This window comes from Aquitalea magnusonii, from assembly GCF_002217795.2.
Taxonomy (GTDB): domain Bacteria; phylum Pseudomonadota; class Gammaproteobacteria; order Burkholderiales; family Chromobacteriaceae; genus Aquitalea; species Aquitalea magnusonii_B.
Genome location: NZ_AP018823.1, coordinates 793,138 through 818,675, shown reverse-complemented (window position 1 = coordinate 818,675; position 25,538 = coordinate 793,138). Strand labels below are relative to the sequence as shown.

Annotated in this window: 32 protein-coding genes and 2 other RNA genes; all 34 read right to left on the bottom strand. The window is 58.3% G+C overall.

Annotated elements, in window-relative coordinates; genetic code table 11:
• The 34 genes from DLM_RS03965 to DLM_RS03785 all read right to left on the bottom strand — a co-directional run bounded on the left by DLM_RS03965 (position 1) and on the right by DLM_RS03785 (position 25,537).
• Complete coding sequence (locus DLM_RS03965; RefSeq protein ID WP_119313191.1) at positions 1 to 4,215, bottom strand: tape measure protein; 4,215 nt, start codon at positions 4,213 to 4,215, stop codon at positions 1 to 3.
• Between the two features lie 115 nt (positions 4,216 to 4,330).
• Positions 4,331 to 4,690, bottom strand: a complete 360-nt coding sequence (locus DLM_RS03960) for a hypothetical protein (RefSeq protein ID WP_089083858.1) — start codon at positions 4,688 to 4,690, stop codon at positions 4,331 to 4,333.
• 51 nt (positions 4,691 to 4,741) lie between these two features.
• Positions 4,742 to 5,494 (bottom strand): hypothetical protein, encoded by a 753-nt coding sequence (locus DLM_RS03955; protein ID WP_119313190.1) that lies wholly within the window; start codon positions 5,492 to 5,494, stop codon positions 4,742 to 4,744.
• Positions 5,491 to 5,679: a DUF7210 family protein gene (locus DLM_RS03950; RefSeq protein WP_089086426.1), complete on the bottom strand. Its 189-nt coding sequence runs from the start codon at positions 5,677 to 5,679 to the stop codon at positions 5,491 to 5,493. Before DLM_RS03950 ends, DLM_RS03955 begins: the two co-directional genes overlap by 4 nt.
• Positions 5,680 to 5,695: 16 nt before the next feature.
• Positions 5,696 to 6,124, bottom strand: coding sequence for a phage tail terminator protein (locus DLM_RS03945; protein ID WP_089086427.1), 429 nt, complete (start codon positions 6,122 to 6,124; stop codon positions 5,696 to 5,698).
• Entirely contained in the window at positions 6,124 to 6,555 is a 432-nt protein-coding gene (locus DLM_RS03940) for a gp436 family protein (RefSeq protein WP_089086428.1), read from the bottom strand. Before DLM_RS03940 ends, DLM_RS03945 begins: the two co-directional genes overlap by 1 nt.
• Positions 6,556 to 6,643: 88 nt before the next feature.
• The gene (locus DLM_RS03935) at positions 6,644 to 7,015 is read right to left on the bottom strand and encodes a hypothetical protein (protein ID WP_089086429.1); all 372 of its coding nucleotides are present in this window, start codon (positions 7,013 to 7,015) and stop codon (positions 6,644 to 6,646) included.
• A gap of 99 nt (positions 7,016 to 7,114) precedes the next feature.
• Positions 7,115 to 7,879 (bottom strand): DNA adenine methylase, encoded by a 765-nt coding sequence (locus DLM_RS03930; RefSeq protein ID WP_089086430.1) that lies wholly within the window; start codon positions 7,877 to 7,879, stop codon positions 7,115 to 7,117.
• Complete coding sequence (locus DLM_RS03925) at positions 7,842 to 8,000, bottom strand: Com family DNA-binding transcriptional regulator (RefSeq protein WP_231960181.1); 159 nt, start codon at positions 7,998 to 8,000, stop codon at positions 7,842 to 7,844. The genes DLM_RS03930 and DLM_RS03925 overlap by 38 nt, the downstream gene beginning before the upstream one ends.
• Before the next feature lie 198 nt (positions 8,001 to 8,198).
• Positions 8,199 to 9,227, bottom strand: coding sequence for a major capsid protein (locus tag DLM_RS03920; protein WP_089086432.1), 1,029 nt, complete (start codon positions 9,225 to 9,227; stop codon positions 8,199 to 8,201).
• Positions 9,228 to 9,270: 43 nt separating this feature from the next.
• Positions 9,271 to 9,666 (bottom strand): hypothetical protein, encoded by a 396-nt coding sequence (locus DLM_RS03915; RefSeq protein WP_089086433.1) that lies wholly within the window; start codon positions 9,664 to 9,666, stop codon positions 9,271 to 9,273.
• A 33-nt stretch (positions 9,667 to 9,699) separates the two neighbouring features.
• Positions 9,700 to 10,758 carry a phage protease gene (locus DLM_RS03910; protein ID WP_089086452.1) on the bottom strand — a complete coding sequence of 353 codons (1,059 nt, stop codon included), beginning with the start codon at positions 10,756 to 10,758 and terminating at the stop codon, positions 9,700 to 9,702.
• A gap of 208 nt (positions 10,759 to 10,966) precedes the next feature.
• Positions 10,967 to 11,518: a phage virion morphogenesis protein gene (locus DLM_RS03905; protein ID WP_089086434.1), complete on the bottom strand. Its 552-nt coding sequence runs from the start codon at positions 11,516 to 11,518 to the stop codon at positions 10,967 to 10,969.
• A 110-nt stretch (positions 11,519 to 11,628) separates the two neighbouring features.
• Positions 11,629 to 12,924: a phage minor head protein gene (locus DLM_RS03900; protein WP_089086435.1), complete on the bottom strand. Its 1,296-nt coding sequence runs from the start codon at positions 12,922 to 12,924 to the stop codon at positions 11,629 to 11,631.
• Positions 12,914 to 14,458 (bottom strand): DUF935 domain-containing protein, encoded by a 1,545-nt coding sequence (locus DLM_RS03895; RefSeq protein WP_089086436.1) that lies wholly within the window; start codon positions 14,456 to 14,458, stop codon positions 12,914 to 12,916. The genes DLM_RS03900 and DLM_RS03895 overlap by 11 nt, the downstream gene beginning before the upstream one ends.
• Positions 14,459 to 14,476: 18 nt before the next feature.
• Entirely contained in the window at positions 14,477 to 16,108 is a 1,632-nt protein-coding gene (locus tag DLM_RS03890) for a hypothetical protein (protein ID WP_089086437.1), read from the bottom strand.
• The gene (locus tag DLM_RS03885; protein ID WP_089086438.1) at positions 16,108 to 16,677 is read right to left on the bottom strand and encodes a DUF3486 family protein; all 570 of its coding nucleotides are present in this window, start codon (positions 16,675 to 16,677) and stop codon (positions 16,108 to 16,110) included. Before DLM_RS03885 ends, DLM_RS03890 begins: the two co-directional genes overlap by 1 nt.
• Positions 16,678 to 16,683: 6 nt before the next feature.
• Entirely contained in the window at positions 16,684 to 16,992 is a 309-nt protein-coding gene (locus tag DLM_RS03880; RefSeq protein ID WP_089084273.1) for a hypothetical protein, read from the bottom strand.
• Positions 16,989 to 17,363: a hypothetical protein gene (locus tag DLM_RS03875; protein WP_089086439.1), complete on the bottom strand. Its 375-nt coding sequence runs from the start codon at positions 17,361 to 17,363 to the stop codon at positions 16,989 to 16,991. Before DLM_RS03875 ends, DLM_RS03880 begins: the two co-directional genes overlap by 4 nt.
• A gap of 195 nt (positions 17,364 to 17,558) precedes the next feature.
• Entirely contained in the window at positions 17,559 to 17,759 is a 201-nt protein-coding gene (locus DLM_RS03865) for a hypothetical protein (protein WP_089086441.1), read from the bottom strand.
• Positions 17,756 to 18,361: a hypothetical protein gene (locus DLM_RS03860; protein WP_145985759.1), complete on the bottom strand. Its 606-nt coding sequence runs from the start codon at positions 18,359 to 18,361 to the stop codon at positions 17,756 to 17,758. Before DLM_RS03860 ends, DLM_RS03865 begins: the two co-directional genes overlap by 4 nt.
• On the bottom strand, positions 18,358 to 18,609 hold the full coding sequence (locus DLM_RS03855) for a hypothetical protein (protein ID WP_089086453.1): 252 nt from the start codon (positions 18,607 to 18,609) through the stop codon (positions 18,358 to 18,360). Before DLM_RS03855 ends, DLM_RS03860 begins: the two co-directional genes overlap by 4 nt.
• A gap of 165 nt (positions 18,610 to 18,774) precedes the next feature.
• The gene (locus DLM_RS03850) at positions 18,775 to 19,296 is read right to left on the bottom strand and encodes an N-acetylmuramoyl-L-alanine amidase (protein ID WP_089086443.1); all 522 of its coding nucleotides are present in this window, start codon (positions 19,294 to 19,296) and stop codon (positions 18,775 to 18,777) included.
• A gap of 452 nt (positions 19,297 to 19,748) precedes the next feature.
• Complete coding sequence (locus DLM_RS03845) at positions 19,749 to 20,255, bottom strand: ImmA/IrrE family metallo-endopeptidase (protein WP_089086444.1); 507 nt, start codon at positions 20,253 to 20,255, stop codon at positions 19,749 to 19,751.
• Between the two features lie 11 nt (positions 20,256 to 20,266).
• Positions 20,267 to 20,623 (bottom strand): helix-turn-helix domain-containing protein, encoded by a 357-nt coding sequence (locus tag DLM_RS03840; protein ID WP_089086445.1) that lies wholly within the window; start codon positions 20,621 to 20,623, stop codon positions 20,267 to 20,269.
• A 274-nt stretch (positions 20,624 to 20,897) separates the two neighbouring features.
• Positions 20,898 to 21,353, bottom strand: a complete 456-nt coding sequence (locus DLM_RS03835) for a Mor transcription activator family protein (RefSeq protein ID WP_089086446.1) — start codon at positions 21,351 to 21,353, stop codon at positions 20,898 to 20,900.
• A complete protein-coding gene (locus tag DLM_RS03830) occupies positions 21,350 to 21,766 on the bottom strand; it encodes a gp16 family protein (RefSeq protein WP_089086447.1) in 417 nt (138 codons plus the stop codon). The genes DLM_RS03835 and DLM_RS03830 overlap by 4 nt, the downstream gene beginning before the upstream one ends.
• Positions 21,767 to 21,921: 155 nt before the next feature.
• Positions 21,922 to 22,605: a DUF2786 domain-containing protein gene (locus DLM_RS03825; RefSeq protein ID WP_089086448.1), complete on the bottom strand. Its 684-nt coding sequence runs from the start codon at positions 22,603 to 22,605 to the stop codon at positions 21,922 to 21,924.
• 5 nt (positions 22,606 to 22,610) lie between these two features.
• An RNA gene (locus tag DLM_RS03820) (hammerhead ribozyme type II) lies at positions 22,611 to 22,675 on the bottom strand.
• Between the two features lie 305 nt (positions 22,676 to 22,980).
• Positions 22,981 to 23,045: hammerhead ribozyme type II (locus tag DLM_RS03815), an RNA gene on the bottom strand.
• A 3-nt stretch (positions 23,046 to 23,048) separates the two neighbouring features.
• Complete coding sequence (locus tag DLM_RS03810; protein ID WP_089086449.1) at positions 23,049 to 23,324, bottom strand: HU family DNA-binding protein; 276 nt, start codon at positions 23,322 to 23,324, stop codon at positions 23,049 to 23,051.
• A gap of 101 nt (positions 23,325 to 23,425) precedes the next feature.
• Positions 23,426 to 23,941: a hypothetical protein gene (locus DLM_RS03805; protein WP_089086450.1), complete on the bottom strand. Its 516-nt coding sequence runs from the start codon at positions 23,939 to 23,941 to the stop codon at positions 23,426 to 23,428.
• A gap of 191 nt (positions 23,942 to 24,132) precedes the next feature.
• Positions 24,133 to 24,756, bottom strand: a complete 624-nt coding sequence (locus tag DLM_RS03795) for a DUF3164 family protein (protein WP_119313189.1) — start codon at positions 24,754 to 24,756, stop codon at positions 24,133 to 24,135.
• Between the two features lie 379 nt (positions 24,757 to 25,135).
• Positions 25,136 to 25,537, bottom strand: coding sequence for a helix-turn-helix domain-containing protein (locus tag DLM_RS03785; protein ID WP_119313187.1), 402 nt, complete (start codon positions 25,535 to 25,537; stop codon positions 25,136 to 25,138).
• Position 25,538: the final 1 nt, after the last annotated feature.

Here is a 25,538-nt window from a genome sequence, read left to right as displayed (position 1 = left end):
TCAGCCTTGTTTCAGGTTCATCAGGGTTGCGGCCTTCACCAGTTGCTGGACTGCATCGTCATCGCCATAGAGCGGCACCGGCGCGGCCTGGCCTGGCAGGTAGATATTGAGCGGGGTCTTCTGGCTGGCCGGGCTGGCGGCCGCAGCACCCTGCATGGTCGGGATGCCCGCCATGGCCCGGCTCACTGCCGGTAGCTGGCCAACAGCGCCACCGACAGCAAAGCGTGGCAGGCGCATCTGGTTGATGGCCTGCAGCAGGCCGGGGCCGTAGTAGCTGGTAGCGGCAGCCTTGACCACGAATTCCCCATTGCTGAGCCAGCTGAGAATGCTGTCCGATGTGCCGGTACCGGGGCCAGAAATGGCACCACCATCGGCATGGGACTGGATGTCCGGCAGTCCGACTTGCCGACGGGCCGCCGCAAGATTAGTCGCTGCATCGCTGCCGCCGATATAGTTCACCGGCACCTTGATAGGATTAGCCTTGGCAACCTGCTGGGCACTATCCAGAAACTGGTTCAAGTCAGCTGTCGCTGTTTTCTTATCAACTTCGGCCGGTATCGTTGCCGCTGCTGCTTTCTTGTCACTGCTTCCAGCAGTAGATGGCCCCGGTGTCAGTTCTGAGGTAGGACGGTCTGGCAGACCAATTGCCTGGCGCGCATCCTGCAGCAGCTTTCCATCGGGTCCGACTAGCGCAGTGGAAATCTTGACTGGATGAGCCTGGGCCGCCTGCTGGATACGGTTGATCATGCTTTCCATATCCTGGACGGCCTGCTTATCATTGAAGCTCACCGATATATCCAGTTTCTGGATGGCTGCGGCAGCGGCTTTCAGGGCTTCCATCTTTTCCATTGCCGCTTGCAGGGAAGATTTGGCGGTTTTTTCTGCGCCGGCATCCAGACTGTCCTGGGCACGGCCAGCCTGGTCATTGAACAGCTTGAATTCGCCTTCAGTGATCTTGCCGCCGCTACGCAGTTGATTGATGACATCCATCACTCGACCGAAAGCTGTTTCAGCAGCGGCAGCATCGCGGGTGGCTTTTTGAAAGTCGCCATCAAGACCCGTGGTATTAGCTGTTTTCTGGCTGTCCTGAGCAGCCCGCGCCAGTGCCTGAGCTTTCTGCAGGCTGTCGTAATAGTCGGCAACGCCTTGTGGTTCAGTGGCCTTGGCGGCAGGGTCTACCGCTTTATTGTTGGCCCAAGCGTCCTGATGTTTCTGGCGTGCTGCAACAGCGGCTTGGAGTTGCTCATTGGCTCTGTCATAAAGCTTTTGCTCTTTTGCCAATGCGACAGCCAGCGTTTCCAATTGACCATTCTTGATGGCCTTAATCTGGTTGCTATATCCGGTTTCTAACTTGAGACGCTGCGCCTCATAATCATCCAAAGCCTTAAGGGCCTTTTTATAAGTAATCGCATCGGCCAGATATTTTTGGTACTCCGGGTCTTTATCAGAATCACCACCGGCACGAGTGACGTTCCGCGCCCGCTGGACTGCTTGGTCAAACTGAATTTTGTGAGCACGATCCAGATTCTCACGGTAGCTTTTGAGCTGGGCGCTGCTTGAACTGGCTAGCTCACTGGCTGTCATGATTCGTGTGACTGAGCCGGTACCGGTACCACCATCCTGCTTCGCCCCCTCTCGCTCAAGGCGATTAATTTCCTCTAGTGTTTGACGCTTCTGCTCCAGGGCGTCCACTTCCATCTTATAGAGATCAATGGTATTGCTGATTATTGGTTCAAGCGCCTTATAAGATGCATAGGCTACTGTTCCAAATACAGTAAAACGGGCAATTAATGCGGTCACTCCGGTCAACGATACCGATGAGGTCAGTGCCACCTCAGATGTCATGCCCATCCAAGCCTTTTTTGCGACATTAGCAGCAGCGCTCCAGGCCGCACCGGACTGTATTGCCGCAGTCTCAGCCGCCTTTGCTCCTTCTACAGCAACACCGACACCTGCAGCACCTGCGGCAGCTGGAACAGCTTTAGCAAGGCGATAGGTTTCCGTGACGCCTTGTGCATAGGTCGCCCCCTCCATCACGCTACCGGCAACCTTTGTCAGTACGGAGGTCGGCTGAGCTGCTTTGGCTGCTGCCGTCGCCTTGCGGACACTACCTTTGCCGACCACGGTATCAATGATGTCGCCCACAGTCTGGGCTTCTTTCAGCGTCCGCAGTGCGGTAGCCGCTTTGGTAGCAGCAGTGGCAAAGGTCACCAGATCCGTGGCTAGGCCAGCAAACAGTTTCTTGGCGGCCAGCGCACCATAAACTGCAGCCACCGCAATGATTGCATCGTGATGCGCGGTGATGAACTTGGCAGTACCGATGGCGATCTTGCCCAGGGCCTGCAGCGCGTCTGCGATGTCGTGGGCGATCTTGGACAGTTCGCCGGTCTCTTTCATTTTCTGCAGCGCAGTCGTTAGCTGGGTGATGCTGTCCTTAGCAAACTGCAGCAGCCCGGCTTGGCCAATGCTGTCCAGGAACTCCTGCCACAGGTCGGTGGCATTCGATACCACGCCATTCCAGGTCTGCATCTGGGAGGCGGCTGCACCGGCCGCATCGTTCTCCATAGCCTGCATCAAGGCGGTGATGGCATCCCGGCCCAGCTGGCCGTTTTCGGACATCTTCATCAGCTCGGCCGCTGACTTGTTCATTGCCTTGGACAGCAAGTCCCACACCGGGACACCGGCCTCGTTGAGCTGCATGATCTCTTCGCCCTGCAGCTTCTGCTTTGTCCACGCTTGGCCCAGTGCCAGGGTGATGCGCTCCAGCATTTCCTGGGACGCACCCAGCTTGGCGGCCTGGTCGATGATGGCCTGCATGCTGCCGGCCGTCGGGTCCAGCCCGTAATTGCGCAGCCGGATATAAGTCTGGGTCAGGTTGGTGACCTGGAATGGGGTATTGACCGCCTGCTGCTTGATGTAAGCGAAGGCGTCACCGCCCTTGGTGGCCGACTTTTCAACGGCGTTTAACTGGGTGCGCAGGGTTTCAAACTGGCCAGCCGTGGACAGGATGCTGCGGGTCAGTGCCAGCGCAGCGTTGAGCGACACCACCGCACTGGCCATAGCCACCAGCTTGCCGGCACCGGTCATCAGGAAGCTGCTGGCTGGCATCGTGCCCTGCAGCTCGGCGCGCAGTTCAGCAATCCTGGCTTTGGTGGCCGTGGCCGCCCTGGACAGCTCGGCCATGCTGATTGCCGGGTTCTGGGTCAGGCGCGTGAATGCAGCAGACACTTGCTGGATTTCGCGCTGGATGTCGGTCTGGGAGCGGATGCCCAGGACGTCACGGGCAGCACCTGTACGTTGTGCCTGGTTGACGGACGCAGAAGGAGCCGTAAACAGCTTGACCTCCTCGGCACCACCACGCAGCTCCTGGCGCAGGGCCGCAATACGGGCCTTGGTCGCGGCGGCGGCTCGGTCCAGCTCGTTATGCGAAACCGTCCCGGTGGCAGCGAGGCGGTCATACGCTGCTTGCACCTGGCTGATTTCGCGGGTGATATCCAGCTCGGAGCGGATGCCCAGGACATCGCGGGCGGCACCAGTGCGGCGCACCTGGTTGACCGATGCAGATGGGGCTGCAAACAGCTTGACCTCTTCGGCACCGCCACGCAGTTCCTGGCGCAGGGCGGCAATCCGGGCCTTGGTCGCGGCGGCGGCTCGGTCCAGCTCGTTATGCGAAACCGTCCCGGTGGCTGCGAGGCGATCATAGGCCGCCTGCACCAGGTTAATTTCGCGGGTGATATCCAGCTCGGAACGGATGCCCAGGACATCGCGGGCAGCATTGGTACGGCGGTTCTGGATGACGTTTGCAGATGCTTTTGCAATCGCGCTGGCCATCTTGTCCTGCTCTGCAGCCAGGTTGCGGGTATCGACACCGGCCGCCGCCAGCGCTTGGCGCATGGAGACCACTGCTGCTACCTGGCCACGCATGGCAGCCTCGGTCTTGCTGATCGCGGCCTCAGCCTTCGCCAGTTGCTGGCTTTGCTGCAGGGTGCCGCCACTTTCACCCAGTGCCTTGCGCACCTGCTCTGTGGTGGTCTTCAGCTTGACCAGGGCGGTGCCAGTGCTGTCTGCGTCTTCCTTGGCTTGCTTGAACAGGCTGATCTGCTTGGCCTTGTCCGACATGCCCTTGAGTGCCTGGCCATAGATGGTTTCCGCCTTGGTCACGGCAGTGACAAAGTCGGAGCTGTTGGCCTTGATCAGGTATTCCAGGGTTTTCATGTGGCGTTTCGGCTATTCAGGTCATCAATGACTGCGGCAAAGAAGCGCAGCGGGTACTGCGCTGCATTGGGGTGGCCCGCTTCAATCAGCCGGCCCAGATTGGTTTCCAGCTGGCTTAGCTGTTCAGCTGGGCCAGGGCGATCATCTCCGCCTTGGCCTGCGCCTGTTCCAGCCGCGCCTTCATGCCGAAAAAAAGCGGGTTCAACTCCCGGCACTTGTCGCGCAGTGTTTGCAGCTCGGAGTCAGCCAGGCTATCCAGCAGCTCAGGCTCCATCGGGGCCATGGCGCGCAGCTCGTCCAGTCGCAGATCCGGCAACAGGGTGGCATTCAGCACCAGATCAGCTTGCGCCGGGATCAGCCCGACATCGCCATGTTGCTGCATGGACTCAACCAGCAATGCACGAATATCCGCGACTGTCAGTTCGCGGATGGTGATGACGTGGTCACCGATAGGGGTGGGTTTTTCGATACGCATGACAAGCTCCAGGGCGCAGCCAGGCTGCGCCCATCGGTAATGGTGGATGGCTTACTTCAGCAGGGTTTCACGTACCCACTGGGACAAGCCGTCACCGGTCTGCAGCGGGTCAGCCAGTACCTCGAATTTCAGGCCGGCACTACGGAAATCCTTGCCCAGGATGGAGTACTTGTCGGCAAAACCGAACTTGCCCCGGAACACCTCCATCACCACCTGCTTGCGGTTGGCCTTGTTAACACCATGGAAGATCAGGCTGCGCTCTTTCTGGGAGCCGGCCAGCCACTCGACCACATTGGCCTCCAGTGCCTTGTAGCTCACCTTGATCTTGGTGCCGTCCTGGATGCTGCCATTGGCCAGCGGGATGATGCCGGCTGCGGTCGGGAAGTAGTCCTTGCCGGCGATAAAGGGATCACCACCCACTTCCTTGGTAACGACATAGTCACCCGTACCGATATTTTCCAGCGGCACCAAGACACCCTTGTAAGCGGTCTGGACTTCATCGGAAATGGTCTTCTCGGCACGGGCATTGGCCACGCCCATTGTCATTTCGGCAATGATTTCCGGCTGGAAGGTGGACACCTTCAGATCCAGCGATACCGACTTCACCGAGTACAGCTTGTCGTAGTTGCCTTGACCGGTGTACGAGTCCGCCAGCTCCTGGGTTTCCTGCTCAATGGTCAGGTCAGCCGATTCGCACATGGCAAACGGGGTGTATTTGGGGACACCATACTCCGCCATCATGATCTGGCCGGAGACCGAGTAAGAGTGTTTTTCAGTCGATAGAATGACGGGTGCGTAGCTCATGCTTCAGGCTCCGTGAAAGTGGGGGTGGACTGCTTGGCCGTTGCCGGCTTGGCAATGTTGTTGCGGTACAGCCAGTCGGCCGTGCTGGGTGATACGTCCAGCTCTTCGCCGGCTGGGTATGTCGTGCCGGCATTCTTGTGTTCCTGGAGCAGCTCGACACGCTCCTTCTGGGTTGAGCCAGCCATGGGTTTCCTTTCTCGGTCAGGCATAGAAATCAGCGGTAAACAGCAGCGGAAAATAGCCCCAGTCGCTTATGTAGAGGGCTGCCGGTGGTGTGGAGGCCTGCAGCGGGTCATACAGCCCGACATCCGGGGTCCAGCCCAACAGAGCGGCACGCACCTTGGCCAGCAGCTCCCCGGCCTTGGCCAGCATCTGGTCGGCACTACCCTGGAGAGCGGCCACCACCATCCATTGCTGCAGGATGTGGTTCTGGGCCTCCTGCGACTGACCATCACCCGGCAGGACATCACGCACGTAGATCACATACAACGACGGCGAGACTTGCTCACCGCTGGTCACATCGGTCAACTCGCCGCGTTGCACGATCTGGCGGACATCACTGATCTGGGCTTTGAGCTGGGTGACGATGTGCTTGCCCAGGGCGAGGTGGTCGGGTCGGTCGGGACGCATCAGTAGTCCCTCATGCTGCGGCGGGTAAATTTGCGGCGCGGGCCGGACATGACCACCTTGCCGGTGGAGCTGGCCGGGGTTTCCGGTACCGGCAGGCCCAGCGACACCACGCCATTGGCCACGTCCTTGAGCCATTTCACACCATCGTCGTAACGCTTGGTCACTTCTTCACCTGGCTGGCTGGAATACATGAAGTAGCGCACCAGGTCAGCTGCTACACGCTCCAGCGCACCAGGTACAAACGGCACTGGCAGGGTGTAGCGCTTGCCCAGGTAGGAATTGACCAGCTCGGTGGCATCACTGATGGCACGATTGACCTTGCCCTGGTCGACCTCCCCGGTATTGGTCGGGTCGGTGATACGCAGCAGGAACTCCCGACCGAAACGGTCTTCCAGGCCTTGCTGGGTGATGTAGGGGGTAGAAGTAGTCATGCCCGCATTGTGCGGGCATGGGGGGGGCAAAAAAGGCAGGAAAGGGTTCGGCAGCGACTGGACTGCTAAACCATAACTTTGTGATGGATCATTTTAGGGATTTAATTGTGTCCTGAATTTCAAAAGCTAGCTTTGTGTTTTTGTCAGAGTCGTCTTTCCATTCGCTTAGTAATGACTCAAGAAGACGCTTGGTTAAATCGCTGTACTCCGGAAAATGTCGCAGCTCGTAGATGAATGCACGCTGACTAACCAGCTTTAAAATACCATCGCCATCTTGCCCTCGGCTTATTTTCTGCAGTAGTGAGTGGTACTTTTCGTAACGTTGGCTATTTAACTCATCCCTACGTATTGTCACATAGCGAAATGCAGAAAATGCTAGAACCATGACAGACAGTACAAAAGCCAGTACGGTAAACACAGCGCTGATCTCGTTTAGGTTTTGTCGTATCCATTCCCACATGTTATCACTCCATAGTTTTCCATGAAGTGAAATATACCGCTTCTTGCATCATTACGGTTTAAGACCTTGTGGGTAGTAGATATCACTAAGAAGTTAGCATCATTGCCAGTTACTAATGATCAGCTCTGCACTGGCCTTTCCCTTGTTCTGATTCACGCTGTACTGGATGGCGACCTGCTCCATCCTGAAGCCCTCGAACACGTCACGAATATCCGGGTGGTCGTTGATGCTCAAGATCACCTTGCCTTTGCAGCCGCGCATCACCTCAGCCAGTGCCTGGTACTCCTCAAACGGAAACGGCACACCATAGCCCTCCGTCTGCCAGTACGGCGGATCAGCATAGAACAGGGTGTGGGGCCGGTCGTACTTCTGGATGCAGGTTTTCCAGTCTAGGTGCTCAATGTAGGTCCGGGCCAGGCGCAAGTGAGCGGCCGACAGCTCCTCCTCGATGCGCAGCAGGTTCATTGTCGGTTGGTTAGTCGTACTAGTGCCGAAGGTCTGACCACTGACCTTGCCGCCAAAGGCCATCTTCTGCAGATAGTAAAAGCGGGCTGCACGCTGGATATCCGTGAGGATGACCTCCGGGGTGATCTGCAGCCACTTGTACATTTCCCGCGAAATCAGTGCCCACTTGAACTGGCGTACAAACTCCTCCAGGTGGTGTTGCACCACCCGGTAGAGGTTCACCAGTTCGCCCGAGATGTCGTTCAACACCTCGACTTTGGCGGGCTTCTTCATGAAGTACAGGGCCGCTGCCCCGCAGAACGGTTCCACGTAGCAGGTATGCTCCGGGAACAGCGGCAGGATGTGTTTGGCCAGGCGGCGTTTACCGCCTATCCAGGGAATGATCGGAAGGGTTTGCATCAGGCGATGTCCTGTCTGGCACGCCCTGGTGCGCTGGTGGGTGGCTCGTGGCCTTGAAATGATTGAGTGTCCGGCAGCGCGGACACTTGATACTGAGGGTAATGTACTGGCCTTCGGCCATTTTCCGGCCGCAATTGCCACAGCGAATATCGGTGTTCATGTCTCTGCAAGGTCGTTAAAACCCGTTAGAATTGCCAGGCTTTCGTGCACGAAAGTGGCAGCCTCGGGTTGGCCTGCAGGTTTGGTCTGCGGTCAGCTGTCCGGGTGGGTGTTGGTAGCACCCACCCGGTCGCTGTCTCTCTATCGCCTTACGGCGTCATCAGATCAGTTTCAATTCCACCAGGGCACCCGGACGGGCGCACAGCGGCAGCGGATTGGACTGGGTATGGACATCCACACCACGGTCAAAATCGGTGTTCTTGATCTTGGCGTAGTACGGCTGGCCCAGGGTGCCGACGGCTTCCATGAAGTCACCCGGCGCGTCATACATCAGGAAGGTCTGACGGGTACCCTGCGGATAAGCGTGGCCGGTGCCTGCACTGATCAGCGATACGGTACTCTTGCCATCAGCCTTTGGCACTTCACCGGTGTATTCCACAAAAGTCACACCACCGAACTTGAAGCCGGCGCGCACGTCGCCACCAATGTTCTCCTGGGCGGCCATCCAGCCCTGGAATGCCTTTTCCACGTTCGGGTGGGTGGTGAAAGCATCCATAAAGTCGGCATCGACAAATGCTCCAACACCAGTGGAAACATCGCCAAGCAGGTTCTTTTCAACGTGGCGGCATACATCCATGCAGGCTTTTTTCACATTGAACTTCGGGTCAGACAGCTTGAATTCGATGACCGTCTTCTGGATGCCGAATTCCTTGTACAGGTCGTACATCACGTCGCCGTCACCATCCAGAATGATGCCTTTCAGCGCACCCAGCATCATCCATTCCTGGGTCAGGTCGTGGCGAACCTTCATGGTCTGCAGATGGTTGTTCACCACGTTGGCGACGTCGGCCACCGTCAAGGTGTCGTTGCCACCAAAGACGCGGGAGCCAATCAGCTCGGCTGCCAGAATGGTGTCGTCGTGCGGGATGTGCGGCACCCCGAAGAACCGCACGTTCTTCTTGTCACGCTTGGTGCGTTGGCCCGGACTACCCACGTCCTGATTGGACAGGAGGTGGAGTTGGCCACCGGCATACTCCAGCGCGATGGTACGGGCATTCACACCCTGGCGAACAAAAATGCCGGACTGGCCTACCTTGGAATAGGTATTCGGCAGCAGCTTGATCGACTCGGTCAGGCTGGCGATACCGAAGGCGGGGTCTTTCAGAATGTCAGCGATAGATTGAGGCATGGCTCAGTTTTCCTTTGCTTGAGGTCGTGACAGCGGGTGACGCTTAGTCGCCGGCACGCTCGGTGATACGGATGCCACGGGCCGACAGCTGGCGGTAAACGTGACGGTATTTGGCCGGGGCAGATGCTTGTGCCGCTTGCAGCTCCGGCAGCGTATCCAGCGCCACCAGGCAATCACCGGCTACCGTGCCCACCTCGCGGGAGGTGACACCGGCATCGGCTGCCGGCAGCGCGTGGCGGGTCACGCCCAGCACGAAAGCCAGCGGGTCGTCACCAACATGCCAGGGCACGGCCAGCTCATCGTCCAGCGTGGCCACACCCAGAATGGTGCCGGCAGGCAATGCGGCCGGGCCGACAAACAGGGTTTCGCAGCATTCATCCGGCTCGCCCGACAGAGGGATCTGGGGCGGCAGGGTCTGATTGATCGTCAGGGATTCCATGACTGTCCTTTTCTGGCCAAGGGCCGTATCGGGTTACTTGGTGCCGGCGCGGGCCTTGGCGTTGGCAATCAGCGGGTTGTCGCCAGCCTGCTGGTTGTCATGCTTGCTATTGGCGGCGCGCGTGGTGGTTTCGGTACCGGCCTGCACCACAACCGGGGCGGATTTCACGAAGTCCTTGAAGGCCTTCATGTCGGTACTGCACATGGCCTGGTAGAAGCCACGACTGGCCGGTGCGATCTTGCCGGCTGCAATGGCGTCATCCAGCGCCTTGTCGACTTCGGCGGCAGCAGTGCCGGCTTGCAGTTGCTGCAAGCTATTGGCCACGCGCTCGTATTCGGCCTTGGGTACAAAGCCGTTCATGATGCTGTTGGTTACTGCCTTCAGGTCGGCATCGGCAGCGGCACCGGTAACCTGGCGCAGACTGTTCATTGCGGTCTGGGTCGAATTGCTGATGTCCTTCAGCGTCTTGATGGCATTCAATGCGGCAGACAGTTTGCCGGCTGCATCCATGGCATCGCTGATGCTGATACCAAGCTCCTGCAGCAGCTGGTCAATCGGGTCCATGCGGTTCTCCTGTGAGTTGAGGGCACGTAAAAACAGGTTGGGTTGGTTGGTCAGCCCCACGGCGACCAGGCGGACCACGCGGCCGCTGGCATCAAAATCGAAGACGGGTGACAGGTAGCGCCATTTCTTGGCCGTGATCACCTGAACGGCGTCGGCATTCCATTCAATGCGCGCCCAGGTCTCCCCATCCCGGATTTCCAGCTGCTTGATCCAGCCCGCAGCCTCTGCTTTCTGGCCGGTCTGCAGGCACACCATGCTGAGGTGGTCGTAGTCGACCACCGGATCAATGCCCTTCGCCTGGTTTGCTGCAAAGTCGGCCAGCACGGCCGCGGTGTCGGTATGCCACGGTCCACGGCCATCCCGGCCCATGAACGTGCCGGCCGGAAGGACCGGGCACCACTCTGGCGGCTCACCATTTGGCCCCAGCGCCAGGGCGATGGAGAGCGCAATGGCGCAGCTCGCCCGCTGCAGGCCATCAGGCTGCAGGCTGTTGAGTGCACGGATAACGTCTTCGGGAATGAGCTTCATAAGCTGCATTGTGCGCAGCCTGGTGAGGGCAAAAACGGGGGAAGGGGTTCGGTAAATGCACAGACTGGCCGGATGCAGCAGGCGGCTGACTGTCTGAGTTAGGAATTAACACGCGTTAACGGGGGTAGACGGCGTTTTACCCCATTGCTACCAACCCTTGGCGGTCTGCCTGCACTACGCATGCGCCAAGGGCGGTTTATGGGGAAAGTCAGATTTGCTGGAAATGGGTGGCCAGCATGTCCAGCAACTTGGCTTCTGCAGGGGCGGCCAGTGTGCCGTCGACATCGACCGGCAAGTACTGGCGCATGGGAATGGTGACTTTGAGGCCCCGGCCCGCCTGACCACCAAAGTTCTGGATGGCGGCATAGGCGTCCAGGCCATTGCCCCAGGGGCCGAAGCGCAGGCTGTCGCTGGTGGCGTCATAGCTGAATGCGGCCCGGCGCAGCGTGCCGTCCACCTGCAGGATACGCTTGGCGGCCAGCCGCCTGGTGCCTGCCGCACTCAGCTTGCCGTCCTTTTTGAAGTTCTTGCTGCCACCATGGTTGCGCAGGTAGTTGGCCAGCGTCAGCTCGGCATTGGGTGCCCAGGGCTGGCCATGCCAGTCGGCCTGATCGGCAAAGCGCTGGTCCGTCTCTGCTTTGGCCCACTCGGCAAAGTCCAGCAGGGCCGGTCGCAGGTTGTGGGCTTGGGCCAACAGTTGACCCAGCGCCTGGCCGACACTGTCGTTGATGACTTGGATTTCAAAGCTGTTGTCACTCATAATGAATATACCGTGCTGGAATACGTGAAATAGCGCTGTACGTATTGCAACCCCGAAAGGGCGTGCACACGCAGGGGGGTGGCGTCCCTGCCGGCACGGTTTCCCTCCTTCTATAGAATCCGCTTGTAAAGCTGCGGATTATCCAAATCCCGCAGGTCCACATAGCCCAGGGTCAGCAACGTGTTTGTCTGCAAGGTATAGCGCTTACCTGATGCATCCTTGTCCTTGGTCCGGTAGTTCACGTTAATCGCTGCTTTAACATGCCGGCTGCCATCTGCGGCTTGCCAGACTGCCAGATAAACAGGCTCCTCTTTGCCATGATCAATCTGCTGATAAACCCGCTCCGGCTCCCACATGCCGACGACAGTCTGCATGGCATCGTCCAGGGCAATCCGCTTGTCCGCTTTTGCCCCGGTATCACGCAGCGCATGCTTCACTTCACTGTCATCGACCGATACCACTGCCGTGGCCAGCGGCTCGCCCGTGGCCTGTTCTATCTTGTCGACCAGTTGCGGCGAGAGTGCACCGATGTGGAAGCGTTGCTTTGTCGGCCGGTAGCTGGCCGGGTCCGGGTAGATCTGCTGTACCAGCGGCTGCCAGCGCTCCTGGATGATCTTGTCCAGGGCGTCGATATTGTTGACCGCACTCTGGATAGCATCGGCACCGATCCGGGCCGAGGTGGTCGCCGCTTTGTCCAGGAGCAACTTGCCGACATAGGCCTGGCCAGGGGCATAGTCCCAGCCGAAGTCGATGCCGTCGGGCACATAGACCACGCTGCCATCATCCTGCTCCACCCGGCGCGTCTGAATCACCGGTGCAGTATCCGGGCCGTCCTTACCGTACTTGTCACGCAGCTCTTGCAACGAAACCGCATGCACGGTGCATTGGCAGCCCCAGCCATTCGGCGGGTAGTGAACGTTCCACCAGGGATCGTCGGCGCGCAGGATCAGCCCATTCCACGCCTGGTGCTGCGGCCGGGGGCGCATCACCGAGTCGGAATGCACGTAACGCCAGTACGGCCGGACCTTGAGCATGTCCGGGTCGGTCAGCTGCTGGTAGCGGCCAGCGGCATAGCTGGTCTGCAGGTTGGTCTGGTAGATGACGCGGGTGCGCCAGTTGCGGCCGCCCTTGAAGTCCCAGCCATGTGTGGCCACGATCTGGTCAAAGTCGCGCCGGAAATCGGCCAGCGTGCTACCGCCGGCAATGGCTTTGCCTACTGCCTGGCGAAGATCCTCCAGCAAGTCGCTGGCCATGGCCCCGGCCACAACAAAGGAGCGGTCATGCTGCGCCTTCATGATGTCGGTCCACTGCTCAGTCGGCAGCTTCAGCTTCTGCTGGAAATAGTCCAGCTGGGTCTGCCAGGGCTGCTTGTAGACCGCAGTCAGCGGAGCCGCGCTATCGGCCATTGCTCACCTCGTAGCGGCCGGACAGCTCAGCCAGGCTGAAGGCGGTATTCATCACCCGTTGCAGCTCAGTGGTTGGCAGGTCACCAAATGCACCAGTCAGCCACGCCTGGAAGGACTCCAGATCCGGGGCATCGGCCAGGGCCTGGCGAATCACCCGCAGCATGGCGTCCATCGGGTCGGCCGTCTTGCTGGTCAGCTGCTCCAGCAGCGGTGTCATCGGGTCAGGCTGGCCCGGCTGCTGGGCATTCATTGCACGATAGCGGTTCATCGCCTGCTGGACCGGGGCATCCACCGGCACCAGTATCGCCTCGCCCTGTTTCGGGCGTTCCAGTCCAAAACGGGCATAGGTCGATTCCTGACCCAATGGCAAGCCGGCGCGTACCAGGGTATCGACCACTCCGGCTAAAGCGGTCAAGTCCTCAGCCTTGTTGATCCGCAGCTTGATGGTCGGATAAGCAGACTGCACGCCCAGATTGAGGTCGACCACCGGCTTGACGTAGTCGCGTGACAACGTGGCTTCCAGCTGCTGGACGTCGGCATCCAGGATGTCTTCCCGCACCTCGTTGTGGACCTTGCCCAAGGCGTAAGCCCCACCGCCGTCTGCGCCACCGGTATTGGTCGACAAGGTTTGGCCCAGCACGATCTTGCTGGTCTGCTTATCGAAGTACTCCGTCAGTCGGGCATAGATATCAACCGATGCTGACTTGTTGCCGGCGTCGACAAAGTCGATCTCCATGTTCTTGGGGATAGCAGCTGCGGCATCCGTGCCCAGGCTGCGCAGGGCCATCAGCAGGGTTTCAATGTCCTGCGGCGTGGCCGACACATCGTACTTGCCCACCCGCAGCGGCTGGCCGTAGGCCTCGGCAAAGGTCACCCAATCTTTAATTGCGTAATTGCTGAACAGGAAAGCCCAGCAGGCCATGCGCGCCAAGCCGCCCCGGATCAGCACGCCCGACTTGGCTTTGACTTTGTGGGTGATGAATTTGTACGGGGCCAGCGCCTCACCGTAGATATTGCTGTCCGAGCGCAGGTAGAGCGTTTCCGGCTCCTCGCGCCGGATCTGTAACCAGTACGGCTGCAGGTAGGACAGGCCGACCGGCATCCACTGCTTGGCGCTAGTTTCCCAGTCAATCTCATGGACGCTGAAACCCTTGCCAATGGCGTCCAGGATATCAAACAGGTTTTCTTTGATCGGTGCCAGTGCCTGCTCCACCAGCTCGGCAGCACGTTGGCTGACGGCATCGTCGCCGGCAGGCTCCACGTACAGCTCCAGGCCAACCAGGGCGCGCTTACGGGTCGACAGTTCCGAGCCGTAATGCAGGTACTTCTCTTCCATGTCCTCAGCCAGGCGCAGATAGGCGCTGGCATCCCCATTCACTGCCTGGCGCAGCATGTTGCCCAGCAGCTCCGGGTCAAGCCCATGGCTGGCCGAGGCAATGATCTGACGCACCCCGGTGGTGGTCGGGGTAGCGATGGTGGTTTTGAGCAGGGCGGTGTTAATCGGCTGCCCGTTGTGATCGACAATTCGCGACATGTTTTGCACTCCGTTTCGTTACCAGGTGCCGCGCCCGAATCGGGCTGACATGGCCATTCTCCCGCGAGGGATGGACTTGTAGCCCCTGGTGGCCAGCGGCGCAGCATCAATCACACGGGACGCATACACGGCGAGGGCGACTCCGACTGCCACGTCACCGTGGCGCTTGCCCTTGTCTTCACCGGTCGTGCGGGTGTCCGGAATACGCGGCACCCCTTTGATGATTTGCACGGCGCGCATGTCGGCCAGCACATCCTTATCCTTCGGCAGCCCGTCCAGGTCGCCATCTTCCAGGGCAGCTTTGACCGGGGGCATGTGTTCGCGGTACCAGCTTTCCGACAGCATCACCTGGTGGATGCGATCCGCCCCGTAGCGCTGCATGGCCACTTCAGCCAGATACTGGCCATTACCCCGCGCATCGAATGCGCCACCAGCAAAGCCCGGCAGGTTATCTAGCAGGTGGAAGGTGATTTGCTCTTGCTGGCGAAAGGGGACATTGCGCATCTCCAGGATGAAGGGCACGCGCTTGACCAGGTTCTGCATCTCAATCAAGGGGACATGGACCGACAAGTCACCGCTACGGGCAAAGTCCTCACCGTCAAAGCTGCGGACACCCTTGGGCAGCTTGTCCAGCTCCGGTTGCAGCACCGAGTCAATCCAGTCCTGGCAGTGGCTGGCACGGACATGGTCCGGCTCCAGTTCAAAGCCTGCCGGGCACTCATAGCGCAGCACCGGGGTGTCGGCGGACATACGCTTTTCAATCAGCATGCTGCTGAGCCAGTTGCCGCCACTGTTCTTGGGTACGCAGCCGTACTCTTCGTCGGCCGACTCGGGGTTCGGGGCGTTCTTGTACAGATCGGCACGCCACTTCGCCTCGGCCTCGGCTGACCATTCCTTATTGGTGACGTAGCAGATGCGCTGGTACAGGCCATCGGCAATGGCATCGTCAAGCGTGATCCGGTGGATGCTGTAGTCGCGCTTGCCGGCACGGGCTTCCAGGATCAGCTCATTGAACAGGTTTTCGACCCCGTTATGGGTGCTGATCAGCCGTACCTTGTTGCCCCACATTGTCAGCGCCAACGCCGCCTTCAGCAGCTCCTCGAGGGATTCATGGAATGCCGCTTCATCAATCACAACGTCACCCTGCAGGCCGCGCAGGTTGGACGGACGGCTGGACAGTGCCTGGATTTTGAAACCCGACTTCGGGAAACGGATCATGTAGGAGAGGATTTCCTCCTGCCGGCCCTCATCCCAGAAGGTCTGCTCGTACACGTCGGCGCGGGCCAGCTCATTGAAGGCCTTGGCAAACAACGCGCAGGCGGCGATGTACTCCAGCGCCATCTCTTTCTTGGAGCCAACATAGAAGGTATTGCAGCCCTGGCGACGGCGCGGCCGGGCGGCCTTTACCACGTTGCGGCCGGCTTCTGCCCAGGTCAGACCGGTGCGGCGCGACTTCTCCGCGATCATGATCTGGGACTCGTCCTCAAACCAGCGCTGCTGGTAGGGCAGAAAAACCGGCTGTTCGGCCGGGATGGCCTCGGCTACTTCCTGTGGCACCACCACCCCGGCCAGCTCCAGCTCCTCGGCCAGGTTAATTTTGCGCGGGCTGCCCAAGGCTTTTAACGGGGCTTGCTGTACGGTCTCGGTCATCACTCTTTACCCAGCAGGATGCGGCGGATACTGCTTTCCATCTGTTCACTCATGCCATCCGATCCACGCAGTTCTTCCAGCTTCTGCTCCTGTTCGGCCAGCAACGCAGCGCGGGCCTTCTGCTCGATGCGGGCCTGCTCTTCCAGGCGGAATTTCTTCTGGTTCACGCTAGCCCGGCTCAAGGTGGCGATGTTCTTGGCCACCTTGGACAAAATGGCTATCCGGTCTTCATTGGAGACATCCTCGTCCCCGGCTTCCTGCAGGTTGACGATGGATTCAAACAGCTCGGTCTGTACCAGGGCGAGTAATGCTTCGGAGCGGGTGTCGGTATCATCCGACGCACCTTGGGTCAGCAGCTTGGCGGCTTCGGTACTGGCACGGATGGCGGCGAAGCGGCGTTCGATCTTCTGGCCGTAGCGGTGGATGGCCGACTTGCTGATGGCGAAGCCCTTCTCGCGCAGCGCCTCCTCCAGCAGCTGGTAACCGCTGAAGTTGCCCCCGACCAGGGACTGGTCCAGCCAGGCCCGCACCTCGGCTGGCAGCATGGAAACACTATTGCGTGCAGCCATATCAGCTCACCAGTACTTTTCGGGGCGGGCGATGCCGGGTTGGCAGTCGATGGTGTACTCGGCAAGGTCGACACCATAGCGGGTGACATCCACCCACCAGCGGCCCGATGGCTCCTTGCGCAGCTTCACCATGGCGCGGTCTTCCAGATAATCCAGCTCCTTACGTACCTCCAGCGGCGATACATCGGGGTAAAGGGACCGCATGGTTTGCTGGATGACGTCTTCGACGACTTCGGTTGGCCGGGCGTTATATGCTGCCAGCACCAGGTACCAGCGCAGGCTCTCACGGCGGATTTTGGCTTCGTCGATATTCATTGCTGCTGTCCTTTCAATTGGACGTTTTCGATTTTGAGGGCGAGGCTATCCAGCTTGGCCTCGATCACGGTCTGGTTGCGTACGTAGTCTTCCCGGCGCACGTACTGCACCGGCAGTTCAGCCTGGAAGCGCAGGAAGTCTTTTTCGATGCGCTGCCAGCCATCGGCCTCGCGCCGGTTCTGTTCCATCAGCTCGGCAAAGCGGGTGTCCCAGTGGTTGCTGGTGGCCTTGTTCGCCTCATCAATGGCTTTGAAGCGCTGGTCCAGACGCTGCTCAATCTGGCCCAGCAACAGCTTGCCGAAGGTGAACACCACGCCCAGAAAGCCCAGCAGCAGGCCGACCAGATACCAAAAATCAACAGTGACCGTCATCGGTTTCCCCCATTTCGGCGCTCAACGGCGCTCTGACAACGTGTACAACGCAGGCCGGGTGCCACGACCTGACGTTCTTTCGGAATTTCGACCCCGCAATCAATGCAATGCGTGGCTGGCGGACCATGCGGGACCAGTGCCTGGCGTGCAGCAATGTGGCCTTCGCGCTCGTCCAGCTCCAGCTTCTGGGCGCGATCAAACGGATCCATCAAAGGCCCCCATTGCCCGGTCTGCCCAGTACAGTGCTTCGGACAGCCGTTTTGCAGCCTCATTTGCACACTCCGCATCACCACCGAGGCGGGCGATCTGGCCGACGACAGCCGCCAGCGCTGCCCCTTTTATTTCCAGGGACTCCATCAACTGGCCTTGCTCGTTTTGAATGGTCAGTTCGGTCATGGCGCGTCCTTGGTATGTAGGGTGATGAAGGCATCCAGCTGCTGCTCCAGCTTCTGGCACCACTGGCCGTAATCCGCCGAGTGCGTCAGGAGGTCTGTGGGTGATAGCCCGGCTCCGGCGCTGCCGGCTTGATCGGCTTTTGCAGCATCTCCGGGGTTGGCTGCGGGCAGACCCGGATCACCACTGGCGAGGGGGTAGCCGAGGTTTTGGGCGTAGAGACGCAGCCCTGCAGGGCCAATACCAGTCCAGCGAGGGCCATCAGCTTGTACGACATGGGGAATCTCCTGTTTCAGTTGCTGCTGGGTACGGACCAGTTGGGCGCGGGTCTCCAGCAGAGCTGCACCGACCTGGTTGGCCTGCTGTTCCAGCGTCTGCTTGTCACGCAGGGCTGTAGCCAGCTCGGCGGCCCATTGGTCTTTGAACTTACCCAGTTGCTTTTCGTAGTCAGCCACCAGACCGATACGGACGGTTTCATCCACCTTGTGCTGGGCAGCGGCACCAGACTCAACACCGTGCTGATGCACCTGGTAGGTGATGAAGGTTAGGCCGGCCCCGATGGCGACGGCCTTTACCCAGGTCGGAATGAGCGAGATGGACATCATTGCTCGTCCCCCTTGGGTTGATTGGCGGGCTGCGGCAAGGCATCACGGCTGATGGCTGCCCGCTTGCTGGCCTGGGCATGGGTTACCCATGCGGCCAGATAGAGGCCATACAGCCATTCTGTGGCGCGGCCATGCACCACCTCCCAGATCAGGGCAAAGGTGGTGGCCACCAGGGCGACCGTGATGCAGAACTTGCTCTGCGACAGGCGCTGGGTAACAGGGTTGGTGAGGATGTCAGCGAGTTGCACGACGGCAGTTCCTTCGCTTGGCTGCTGCACGCCTGGCCTTGGCTACACCGCTTGGGCCTCGATGGCCTACGGATGCGGACTGGCTCCCAGCCACCCGCCACCGGGATAACGGAAGATGGTGGGCTGCCAGGGCCTGCAGCAACAGGTAAATGAGCGGCCGGTGCATCAGTTGGCCAGGATGTTCTTGGCCTGCGGCTTCATGCCGGCAGCCAGCCAGGCGGCAACGGTGAAGCCGGGGCAAGTCTTGGTCCACTCGCTGGGTTCAATCGTGCCGTCACCATTCAGGTCGGGAGACAGATCACGGTGGCCAACTACTGGCACACCCGGATACTTGGCCAGCAGAGCCTTCACCAGGCTGGCCAGCGCACCCCATTGCGCGGTGCTGTACTGATCCGTACCCACCATGCAGATACCGATGGAGTTGGCATTGTGGCCAGCCACATGCGCGCCGATTTCATCCAGGGCGCGGCCGGTGGACTTGGTGCCGTCGACGTCCAGGACGAAGTGGTAGCCGATGGCCTTGAGGTCGGGGTTGTAAGCGGCAATAGCGGCCGGCTGGCGGTGGAAACCGCGCTGGGCGTGCCACTGGTCAATGACGGCTGCAGCCGATTTAGACGCAGCGCCAAGCACCTTGCCGTTGAGACTGGCGGCGCAGTGGATAACGATCAGATTGATGGTGCGGGACACGATTTTTCCTCATGCAGGACATGAGACAAATCGTAGGGAAAATCAGGAGGTGGGCAGATTGGGAAGGGGTTCGGTAAGCAGCATAGGTAGCATGGATAAGGCAAGGCCCCCAGCCAGCTACTGTGGTGGGGGCCCGTGATTTACTTCTTACTGATGTAAATCTTAAACGGCTTGACCTTGGCTCGGATCAACTGACCATTCACATGGCGTGTCCAGCGCAAGATGAACGTACCGCGTTCGTCTTCATAAGTCATGGCTTTTCTCCAATAGACTTGGGTTGCCATCACTTGTTTTTTGGACAATGCTGTGTGCCGTATGTATAATTCCAAAGCTACTTGTAGTACACAACATCGCAGACTGCGGATGGAAGACAGTCTTGTCTAGCTGTACTTGGCGGTACTGCTAGCACCTAAAGGGGCTTGCCATGTTGGCGCATGGTAAGCCTCTGTTCTTTAGAACAAGCTCAATTGTCTTGGCAGTCCTTTCGGGAAAATTGCTTGCAAGGCTGCTGTCGCAAAAACATCTGCCTGCCATTCTGCATCCTCCTCCTGGACAGCTTGAGTATCGCGTTTAAAGTGAAGCACCGGCTTGTGGCTTAAAAAGATATGCCCAAGCTCATGGAACAAAACGAACAAGGCTTCTGGGTCATTCTCGGCCATACGTACATACAACGTATTCGGCATCACAATGGTCATTGATGATGGCTCGCAAAGTGCCTCAGCTATGCCATACAACTCCCATTCATCATCTTCAATGGGATCCAAATCCAGCGGAATCCCATGGTGAGTGCGGAGGTTTTCAATCGCTTCAAGTATGGATGCATGCTTCTTACTGTTAAGCCGCAACAGCTTACAGAGTCGTTTTGCATAGAACTCGATATCTGCCTGTCTCACTGCTGCCACTCGTTGGCCACGCAAAAAATACTGTTCTGAATTTTCACTACATTGCTCGCTCACCATCTATTTTTCCCTTATTTATTGGCATACAAGTTCTCGAAAAATTCACGGATTCTCTGCAGATCCTCCTGTGAAAAATCAGACTTTGCAAAACCAGACACAAGTAATTGATGCTGCAAAGGAAGGCCACTTATTGACACATTCTCGTTAGCTGCATCTGCATACTTCGAGAGGTTTTCAATAGGTACGCCCAAGTCTTTAAAGTAGTTATCAATTTTCTCAACCCAGGGAGCGGGGATCTTGTTCCTCCCCGTTTCCATGGCACTGAGGAACGCCGGAGACGTACCCAGATCGTTCGCCATAGCCATGAGAGTCTTCTTGACCTGTCCCCGAGCTTGGCGAACCTCCTGTCCAAACTTGGTTATCTTCATAGTTGACACTCCAATCGATGAACTTCGTTTTCCCCTGCCGCCATTCATGTCCATACTGCGATGCTTCTATGAAAGGGCAGACCACTTGGTTTTTTAGTTAATTTATTCGTTACGCAGTAACGTTGGTTACATTGCAACAGACCGGATGATACATTGAAGTTTTCTACTTTTCAAGTTTTTTAGTAGAAAAGTGTTTGCATGCTCAAACTCTCAGCCTGGCAAGAATGAAAAAGCCCCGCTCAGCGGGGCTTTTTCATTCACAGTGAGAGCTACTCTAAAAGAGACTTCCTTGAGTTGCGACTGGCAATAGCTCATCCGCCTTAGACAAAATTTCCTCAATCCTACGGTCACAAAGTCTGTACTTGGGTACAAGCACATTGTTGACCGTGGCGTTGTGCCCCAACTCACCGCATGACATGTCATAGTCAGCACGAATACTGGCATCACGTAGGGCGCGCAGTGCTGCAGCGCACTTTGGCACATACAGTCGGGTATTGCCGTACCTCTTTACCAGCTTATTGGCAGCATCGACCCCCACGGCCTCCGCCAGTGCTGCAAAATATTGTCCCTCCTGCCTGGCGGTTTTCGGGATCGGGAAGTGTGTGCCACCATAGGCATCTACCAGTTTCAGCGTGGTAGCCAGCGTCAGCATATCAACGAGCTGGCGGGCATTTTCTGGCAACAGGTGTGCAGCACGGGCCATTGCCATTTCGTGGTCACTGCGGTTCATGCGGGCCTCCCATTCCGGCGTGCGTCATAGACAAGGGCGACCATCACCCCATTCAGCTGCTCGTAGTCCAGCCATTCTATTTTTTCGATCCGATACATGCGTTTTGCCATGCCCTGGGCGTATTCCCACGACCGGCCAGCGGTGGCCAGTTGTGCCTCAATCTTGGCCATCAGGGTCTCACGGGAGTCCTTCGGCTGCGGACGGCGGCCATGCTTTTGCGCAGGCTTTTGCACAAAGCCCAGGCGTTTCATTTCGGCAAGCACGTCATCCAGCTGCTGCAGGGTCAGCTTTGTGCTGCTGGTTTTGCCATCAGCCAGGCGTGCCAGCATGGCGCGGTAGCTGTCGTCAGCCATCTGCAGCTGCTGCTGGGCGATCTTGATCTTTGCGATCATCGCCTTGCGTCTGTCGGTCATTGTTCTTCTCCTGGTCAAACTCAATGCACGCGTGACCGGCCATGCCGGCTTATCAGAGGACGGCACCCGCTAGTTGATCGGGGCTGGCCGGTCACGGCTGCATTGAGGGTTAAAACACGTTGCGGAGCCTGCGTTAACAGGCTCGACACCGGGTTCTATTGGCCGATGGCCAGCGGTTTGTTGTCCACGCCATGGTTCAGCTGCGCCTGACGACCAGCATGCCAACCTGCTGCCCGTGCATTCACATCACCATCGCGAAGACTCTTGCCTGCCTGGCGATCCCTGGGAACCAAGGTGCCAAGGTCCGGGTATTCCTTGGCCATGTAGACCTCCAGTGCTTCTTCGTTGGCTTGCGTGCCTGCAAAGGCCTCAATCTGGCGACGAACGCCAGCCACCCAGGCTTCGCAGAACAGATCGGCGCGGCGAGTCCGACTAGCCGGAACAAGGCGTTTACAGTGGGTCTGCTGGTACTCACTGCGGGCTTTGCGCAGCTGGCGCATCAGCACGGTGTAGGCATAAGTGGCTATCTCTGCTGCCGGGCCGCAGCCGATAAACGTCCAGTAGCCTGCTTTCAATTCCTGGACAAAAATCTTGCGGCAGCCAAAGGCGGTGGCCACCGTGGTGGACAGCTGGCTTTCCCACTTCACAGGCTTGGTTCTGGCACCAGCTTTCACCTTGGCTTCGCTTACCTCGGCCATCAGGATGTCGCCATCCTCAACCCCGTACTTGCGCATCAGTGCCTGTGCCTGGCGCAGCGCGGCTGCGGCTTCGTGTTCGTTGGCACTCTTGGCAAGAGCCAGACATTTCCTGATTTTTTCAATTGCGGTTTGCTTGTCCATGTTTTCCTCGGCTGCTCATCAGTACCAAGCAACCACGCTTGGCAGACCGCCCTTGCAGGCGGTTTCGCGGTAATACTTAATTTCGCCAGATGCCATTTCTGATTCGGTAGGTAGCTAGTGCCTGTACACACCTGTCAGCCTCTTCCTCTGAGTAGCACCAGCCTTTAACAGCAACTGGAGATGTTTCTCCGGTCCTGGGGTCTTCTATTAACCCTTTTGGCATCCATACACCTGGCTCATGCTGATAGTGTTCGAAGTGCAGTAGTAGGCCGGTTTTTCTAAAGCGCTTTGTCATGTTTGGGGTCTCGTAATTGTGTCCATCCGAATTGGCTGGACTGCATTTACATTCCTGTCACGACTTGACCAGCGCAACGGATCTGGCTGCTCATCAGTGCCTGGCCACCACGCCAGACAGACCGCCCTTGCGGACGGTTTCGCACGGGTTAGCCTGCTGCAGCCTCTTTCAGACGCTTGGCTGGGGAGAACTTGGCGGCACGCTTGGCTGCAATCTGGATGGTTTCGCCGGTCTTGGGGTTGCGGCCGGTCTTGGCGGCATGCTCCACACTGCCGAACTTGCCCAAGTCAGTGATTTGCAGCTCACCACCGGCACGGACGGTGTCCAGGATGGTGGTGGTCAGGCTGTTGATCACGGCTTCGGCCTGCTTGGCAGTCACTTCAGCGTGTTCGGCTACGTGTTTGATCAGCTCTTGCTTGTTCATGCTTTTCTCCTTGGCACTGCGTTGTAAAAACTACTTGAAAGGGATGTTTCCGGTTCTGAGGTTGCGGATCAGAAGCCGCCAATTGCTAACAGTCGGCTTACTCAATGGACCGTGCCGTTTTTCGGCACAAACCGGACGTGCTTCTGGCAGAACTCGTCTAGTAGGCTCTTGAGCAGCACGGCATCTTTATCCTTGTGCGCCAACACCACTTTCCCGAAGTCGGTGAATACGTGCTGCATGATGGCTTTCTGATCAGCCAGCTGGATGTCACGCTCCAGCAGCTGGTCATTCGCGCTATACAGCTCCTTGCGCAACTCTTCGATGGTATGCAGCGCTTCCGGATTGGCCATGGATGCCCCCATATGCACGCTTATTCCAAGTGCACCGCCATACGGGTTTGGTGCGGACATGGCCTCCTTCCCCAGGCTGGCCAGGGCAGACTTGAGGAAGCCATAAACGAACTTTCCATCATCGACGGCGCGTAGCATTGATACGGCAGCGGTAATGGTGCCGGTCAGGTAGTCAATGGCATCGCCTTGATCAAGTTTGGCCGCAGCAGCCAAAGTGTTTTCCATAGCCAGCGCCAGGGAATCAGAAATGGGTTTGGTGTTTTCCATGTCGTTTCTCTCAATTCTCAATCGGGGTCAGTTCTTCAACCGGAACGAATGCGTTGTATTCCTGATCGCAGTGCGGACACTTCAGAACCAGATCAACGACTGGACTAGGTCCGACTTTGCTGTTGAAAACGTCTGCTTTCACATGCTTGAACCAATCCAGCTCGTTGCTGCAGTTGATGCAGTTAGCCATCTCACACTCCCGCCATATCAAGGGGGATCGGCTGGTACTGGTCGGTATCGCCAATCCGCTCGTACACGCGGATGTAGGACTTGGAACACTGCACCCGTACCGAGTCGCTGAGGGCATTCATGGCCCGCTGCCACTTCTCGTCCTGGATTTCCAGGCGGCGCAGGCTGAGGATGCGCCCGGTGGAAATCTTTCCCTCTTTGTCCACGTTGAACGCATCGCTAATCAGGGTGCGGATCTCACTGCGGGCACCTTCAGTCCACTCATGCACGCACTCGTCGATCAGGGCTTTGGCGGCCTGCAGGCCTTCGTCAAAGGTGAGCGTGTCGCTGACTGCACGCTTGATCATGTAGTGGCCATCAAAGGTGGCCAGGGTGGTATTGCCCTTTGCCCCACCGATCTTTGCCCCGTACCGCTCAGCAGAAAGCTCAATGAAGGCCTGGATATCCGCAAAAACGCCGGACTTGAAGTCAGCCAGCATCTTGTTCACAGCCAGTGCTTTCTGGACGATTTCGACAACCAGGGCATCACGGGTCAGGTCGATCTCCTTGATTGATTCGACCGGTACCAAACGGCCCTTGGCATCCTTGCGGTAGCCGTTCGGGGTGTTTTGCGTTGCGTTTTGCATTACCTGCTCCTTACTCCAACAATTCGTTTCACTTGCGCCAGCTGCTGCCGGTTTCGCTCAAGCCATTCCGGTGTTAGCCGGGGTTCTTCCTTTGCGTCCCAAAACCGGCTGGTTCTTGCCGGTGGCTCTGGGCCGGGCAGAACCGGATCAGGGGCTGTCGGCGCTGGGAGCGGTATTTCCTGCTCCTGGACTGGCTCTGTCTCCGGTGGAGTGGCTACTGGCTGAGCTGCCGCCGTATAGGCTGCCAACTCGTCCAGGTAGTCATCCCACACAATCCGCTTTGCCCTTGCCCGGTCATGCCCCATGCTCACCAGCAGATCAACCTCTGCCCGCAGCTTGGCTTTGGTGGATTCATCCAACTCGACCTGCTTAGTCATTGCTACTGCAAGGCCTCTGCTGTCTCCTGATGGCCAGCGATCAGGTTAGAAACCGACTGAGCCAGTTCGGTCAGATCAACAGCACCATTGCCAAGGTGAATCAGCAGATCACGGCAGCGATTAGCGTTTTGCAGCAGCAGCTTGCTATCCAGCGTGCCAGCCAGAATGGCGCGAATCAGGTCGGCGTTTTCCGGGGTGATCAGGGCGGTATCAATGCCGAGTTCATGGCGGAGACGCACCAGCTCGTCTACCTGGACCGGAGCCTGGCGGCCACTTTCGTAGCGGGAGCCACCCGACTGGGTCACGTTGACAGCCCCCCAGAACTGAGCCTGATTCATGCCCATTGCACGGCGCATGGCGCGATAGTCACGGTTTGCATTGGTCTCAGTGGTTTGGTTTTTCATG

Excerpts from the sequence above, each read along its gene's own strand:
- DLM_RS03825 (WP_089086448.1), bottom strand. The coding sequence starts at position 22,605 with ATGGACAAGCAAACCGCAATTGAAAAAATCAGGAAATGTCTGGCTCTT.
- DLM_RS03940 (WP_089086428.1), bottom strand. The coding sequence starts at position 6,555 with ATGACTACTTCTACCCCCTACATCACCCAGCAAGGCCTGGAAGACCGT.
- DLM_RS03810 (WP_089086449.1), bottom strand. The coding sequence starts at position 23,324 with ATGAACAAGCAAGAGCTGATCAAACACGTAGCCGAACACGCTGAAGTG.
- DLM_RS03915 (WP_089086433.1), bottom strand. The coding sequence starts at position 9,666 with ATGGAATCCCTGACGATCAATCAGACCCTGCCGCCCCAGATCCCTCTG.
- DLM_RS03890 (WP_089086437.1), bottom strand. The coding sequence starts at position 16,108 with ATGACCGAGACCGTACAGCAAGCCCCGTTAAAAGCCTTGGGCAGCCCG.
- DLM_RS03880 (WP_089084273.1), bottom strand. The coding sequence starts at position 16,992 with ATGAATATCGACGAAGCCAAAATCCGCCGTGAGAGCCTGCGCTGGTAC.
- DLM_RS03965 (WP_119313191.1), bottom strand. The coding sequence starts at position 4,215 with ATGAAAACCCTGGAATACCTGATCAAGGCCAACAGCTCCGACTTTGTC.
- DLM_RS03895 (WP_089086436.1), bottom strand. The coding sequence starts at position 14,458 with ATGTCGCGAATTGTCGATCACAACGGGCAGCCGATTAACACCGCCCTG.
- DLM_RS03830 (WP_089086447.1), bottom strand. The coding sequence starts at position 21,766 with ATGACCGACAGACGCAAGGCGATGATCGCAAAGATCAAGATCGCCCAG.
- DLM_RS03860 (WP_145985759.1), bottom strand. The coding sequence starts at position 18,361 with ATGATGTCCATCTCGCTCATTCCGACCTGGGTAAAGGCCGTCGCCATC.
- DLM_RS03910 (WP_089086452.1), bottom strand. The coding sequence starts at position 10,758 with ATGAAGCTCATTCCCGAAGACGTTATCCGTGCACTCAACAGCCTGCAG.
- DLM_RS03945 (WP_089086427.1), bottom strand. The coding sequence starts at position 6,124 with ATGCGTCCCGACCGACCCGACCACCTCGCCCTGGGCAAGCACATCGTC.
- DLM_RS03950 (WP_089086426.1), bottom strand. The coding sequence starts at position 5,679 with ATGGCTGGCTCAACCCAGAAGGAGCGTGTCGAGCTGCTCCAGGAACAC.
- DLM_RS03865 (WP_089086441.1), bottom strand. The coding sequence starts at position 17,759 with ATGACCGAACTGACCATTCAAAACGAGCAAGGCCAGTTGATGGAGTCC.
- DLM_RS03960 (WP_089083858.1), bottom strand. The coding sequence starts at position 4,690 with ATGCGTATCGAAAAACCCACCCCTATCGGTGACCACGTCATCACCATC.
- DLM_RS03935 (WP_089086429.1), bottom strand. The coding sequence starts at position 7,015 with ATGTGGGAATGGATACGACAAAACCTAAACGAGATCAGCGCTGTGTTT.
- DLM_RS03875 (WP_089086439.1), bottom strand. The coding sequence starts at position 17,363 with ATGACGGTCACTGTTGATTTTTGGTATCTGGTCGGCCTGCTGCTGGGC.
- DLM_RS03900 (WP_089086435.1), bottom strand. The coding sequence starts at position 12,924 with ATGGCCGATAGCGCGGCTCCGCTGACTGCGGTCTACAAGCAGCCCTGG.
- DLM_RS03785 (WP_119313187.1), bottom strand. The coding sequence starts at position 25,537 with ATGAAAAACCAAACCACTGAGACCAATGCAAACCGTGACTATCGCGCC.
- DLM_RS03845 (WP_089086444.1), bottom strand. The coding sequence starts at position 20,255 with ATGGTGAGCGAGCAATGTAGTGAAAATTCAGAACAGTATTTTTTGCGT.
- DLM_RS03955 (WP_119313190.1), bottom strand. The coding sequence starts at position 5,494 with ATGAGCTACGCACCCGTCATTCTATCGACTGAAAAACACTCTTACTCG.
- DLM_RS03840 (WP_089086445.1), bottom strand. The coding sequence starts at position 20,623 with ATGAAGATAACCAAGTTTGGACAGGAGGTTCGCCAAGCTCGGGGACAG.
- DLM_RS03805 (WP_089086450.1), bottom strand. The coding sequence starts at position 23,941 with ATGGAAAACACCAAACCCATTTCTGATTCCCTGGCGCTGGCTATGGAA.
- DLM_RS03835 (WP_089086446.1), bottom strand. The coding sequence starts at position 21,353 with ATGAACCGCAGTGACCACGAAATGGCAATGGCCCGTGCTGCACACCTG.
- DLM_RS03925 (WP_231960181.1), bottom strand. The coding sequence starts at position 8,000 with ATGGCCGAAGGCCAGTACATTACCCTCAGTATCAAGTGTCCGCGCTGC.
- DLM_RS03930 (WP_089086430.1), bottom strand. The coding sequence starts at position 7,879 with ATGCAAACCCTTCCGATCATTCCCTGGATAGGCGGTAAACGCCGCCTG.
- DLM_RS03795 (WP_119313189.1), bottom strand. The coding sequence starts at position 24,756 with ATGCAAAACGCAACGCAAAACACCCCGAACGGCTACCGCAAGGATGCC.
- DLM_RS03885 (WP_089086438.1), bottom strand. The coding sequence starts at position 16,677 with ATGGCTGCACGCAATAGTGTTTCCATGCTGCCAGCCGAGGTGCGGGCC.
- DLM_RS03920 (WP_089086432.1), bottom strand. The coding sequence starts at position 9,227 with ATGCCTCAATCTATCGCTGACATTCTGAAAGACCCCGCCTTCGGTATC.
- DLM_RS03905 (WP_089086434.1), bottom strand. The coding sequence starts at position 11,518 with ATGAGTGACAACAGCTTTGAAATCCAAGTCATCAACGACAGTGTCGGC.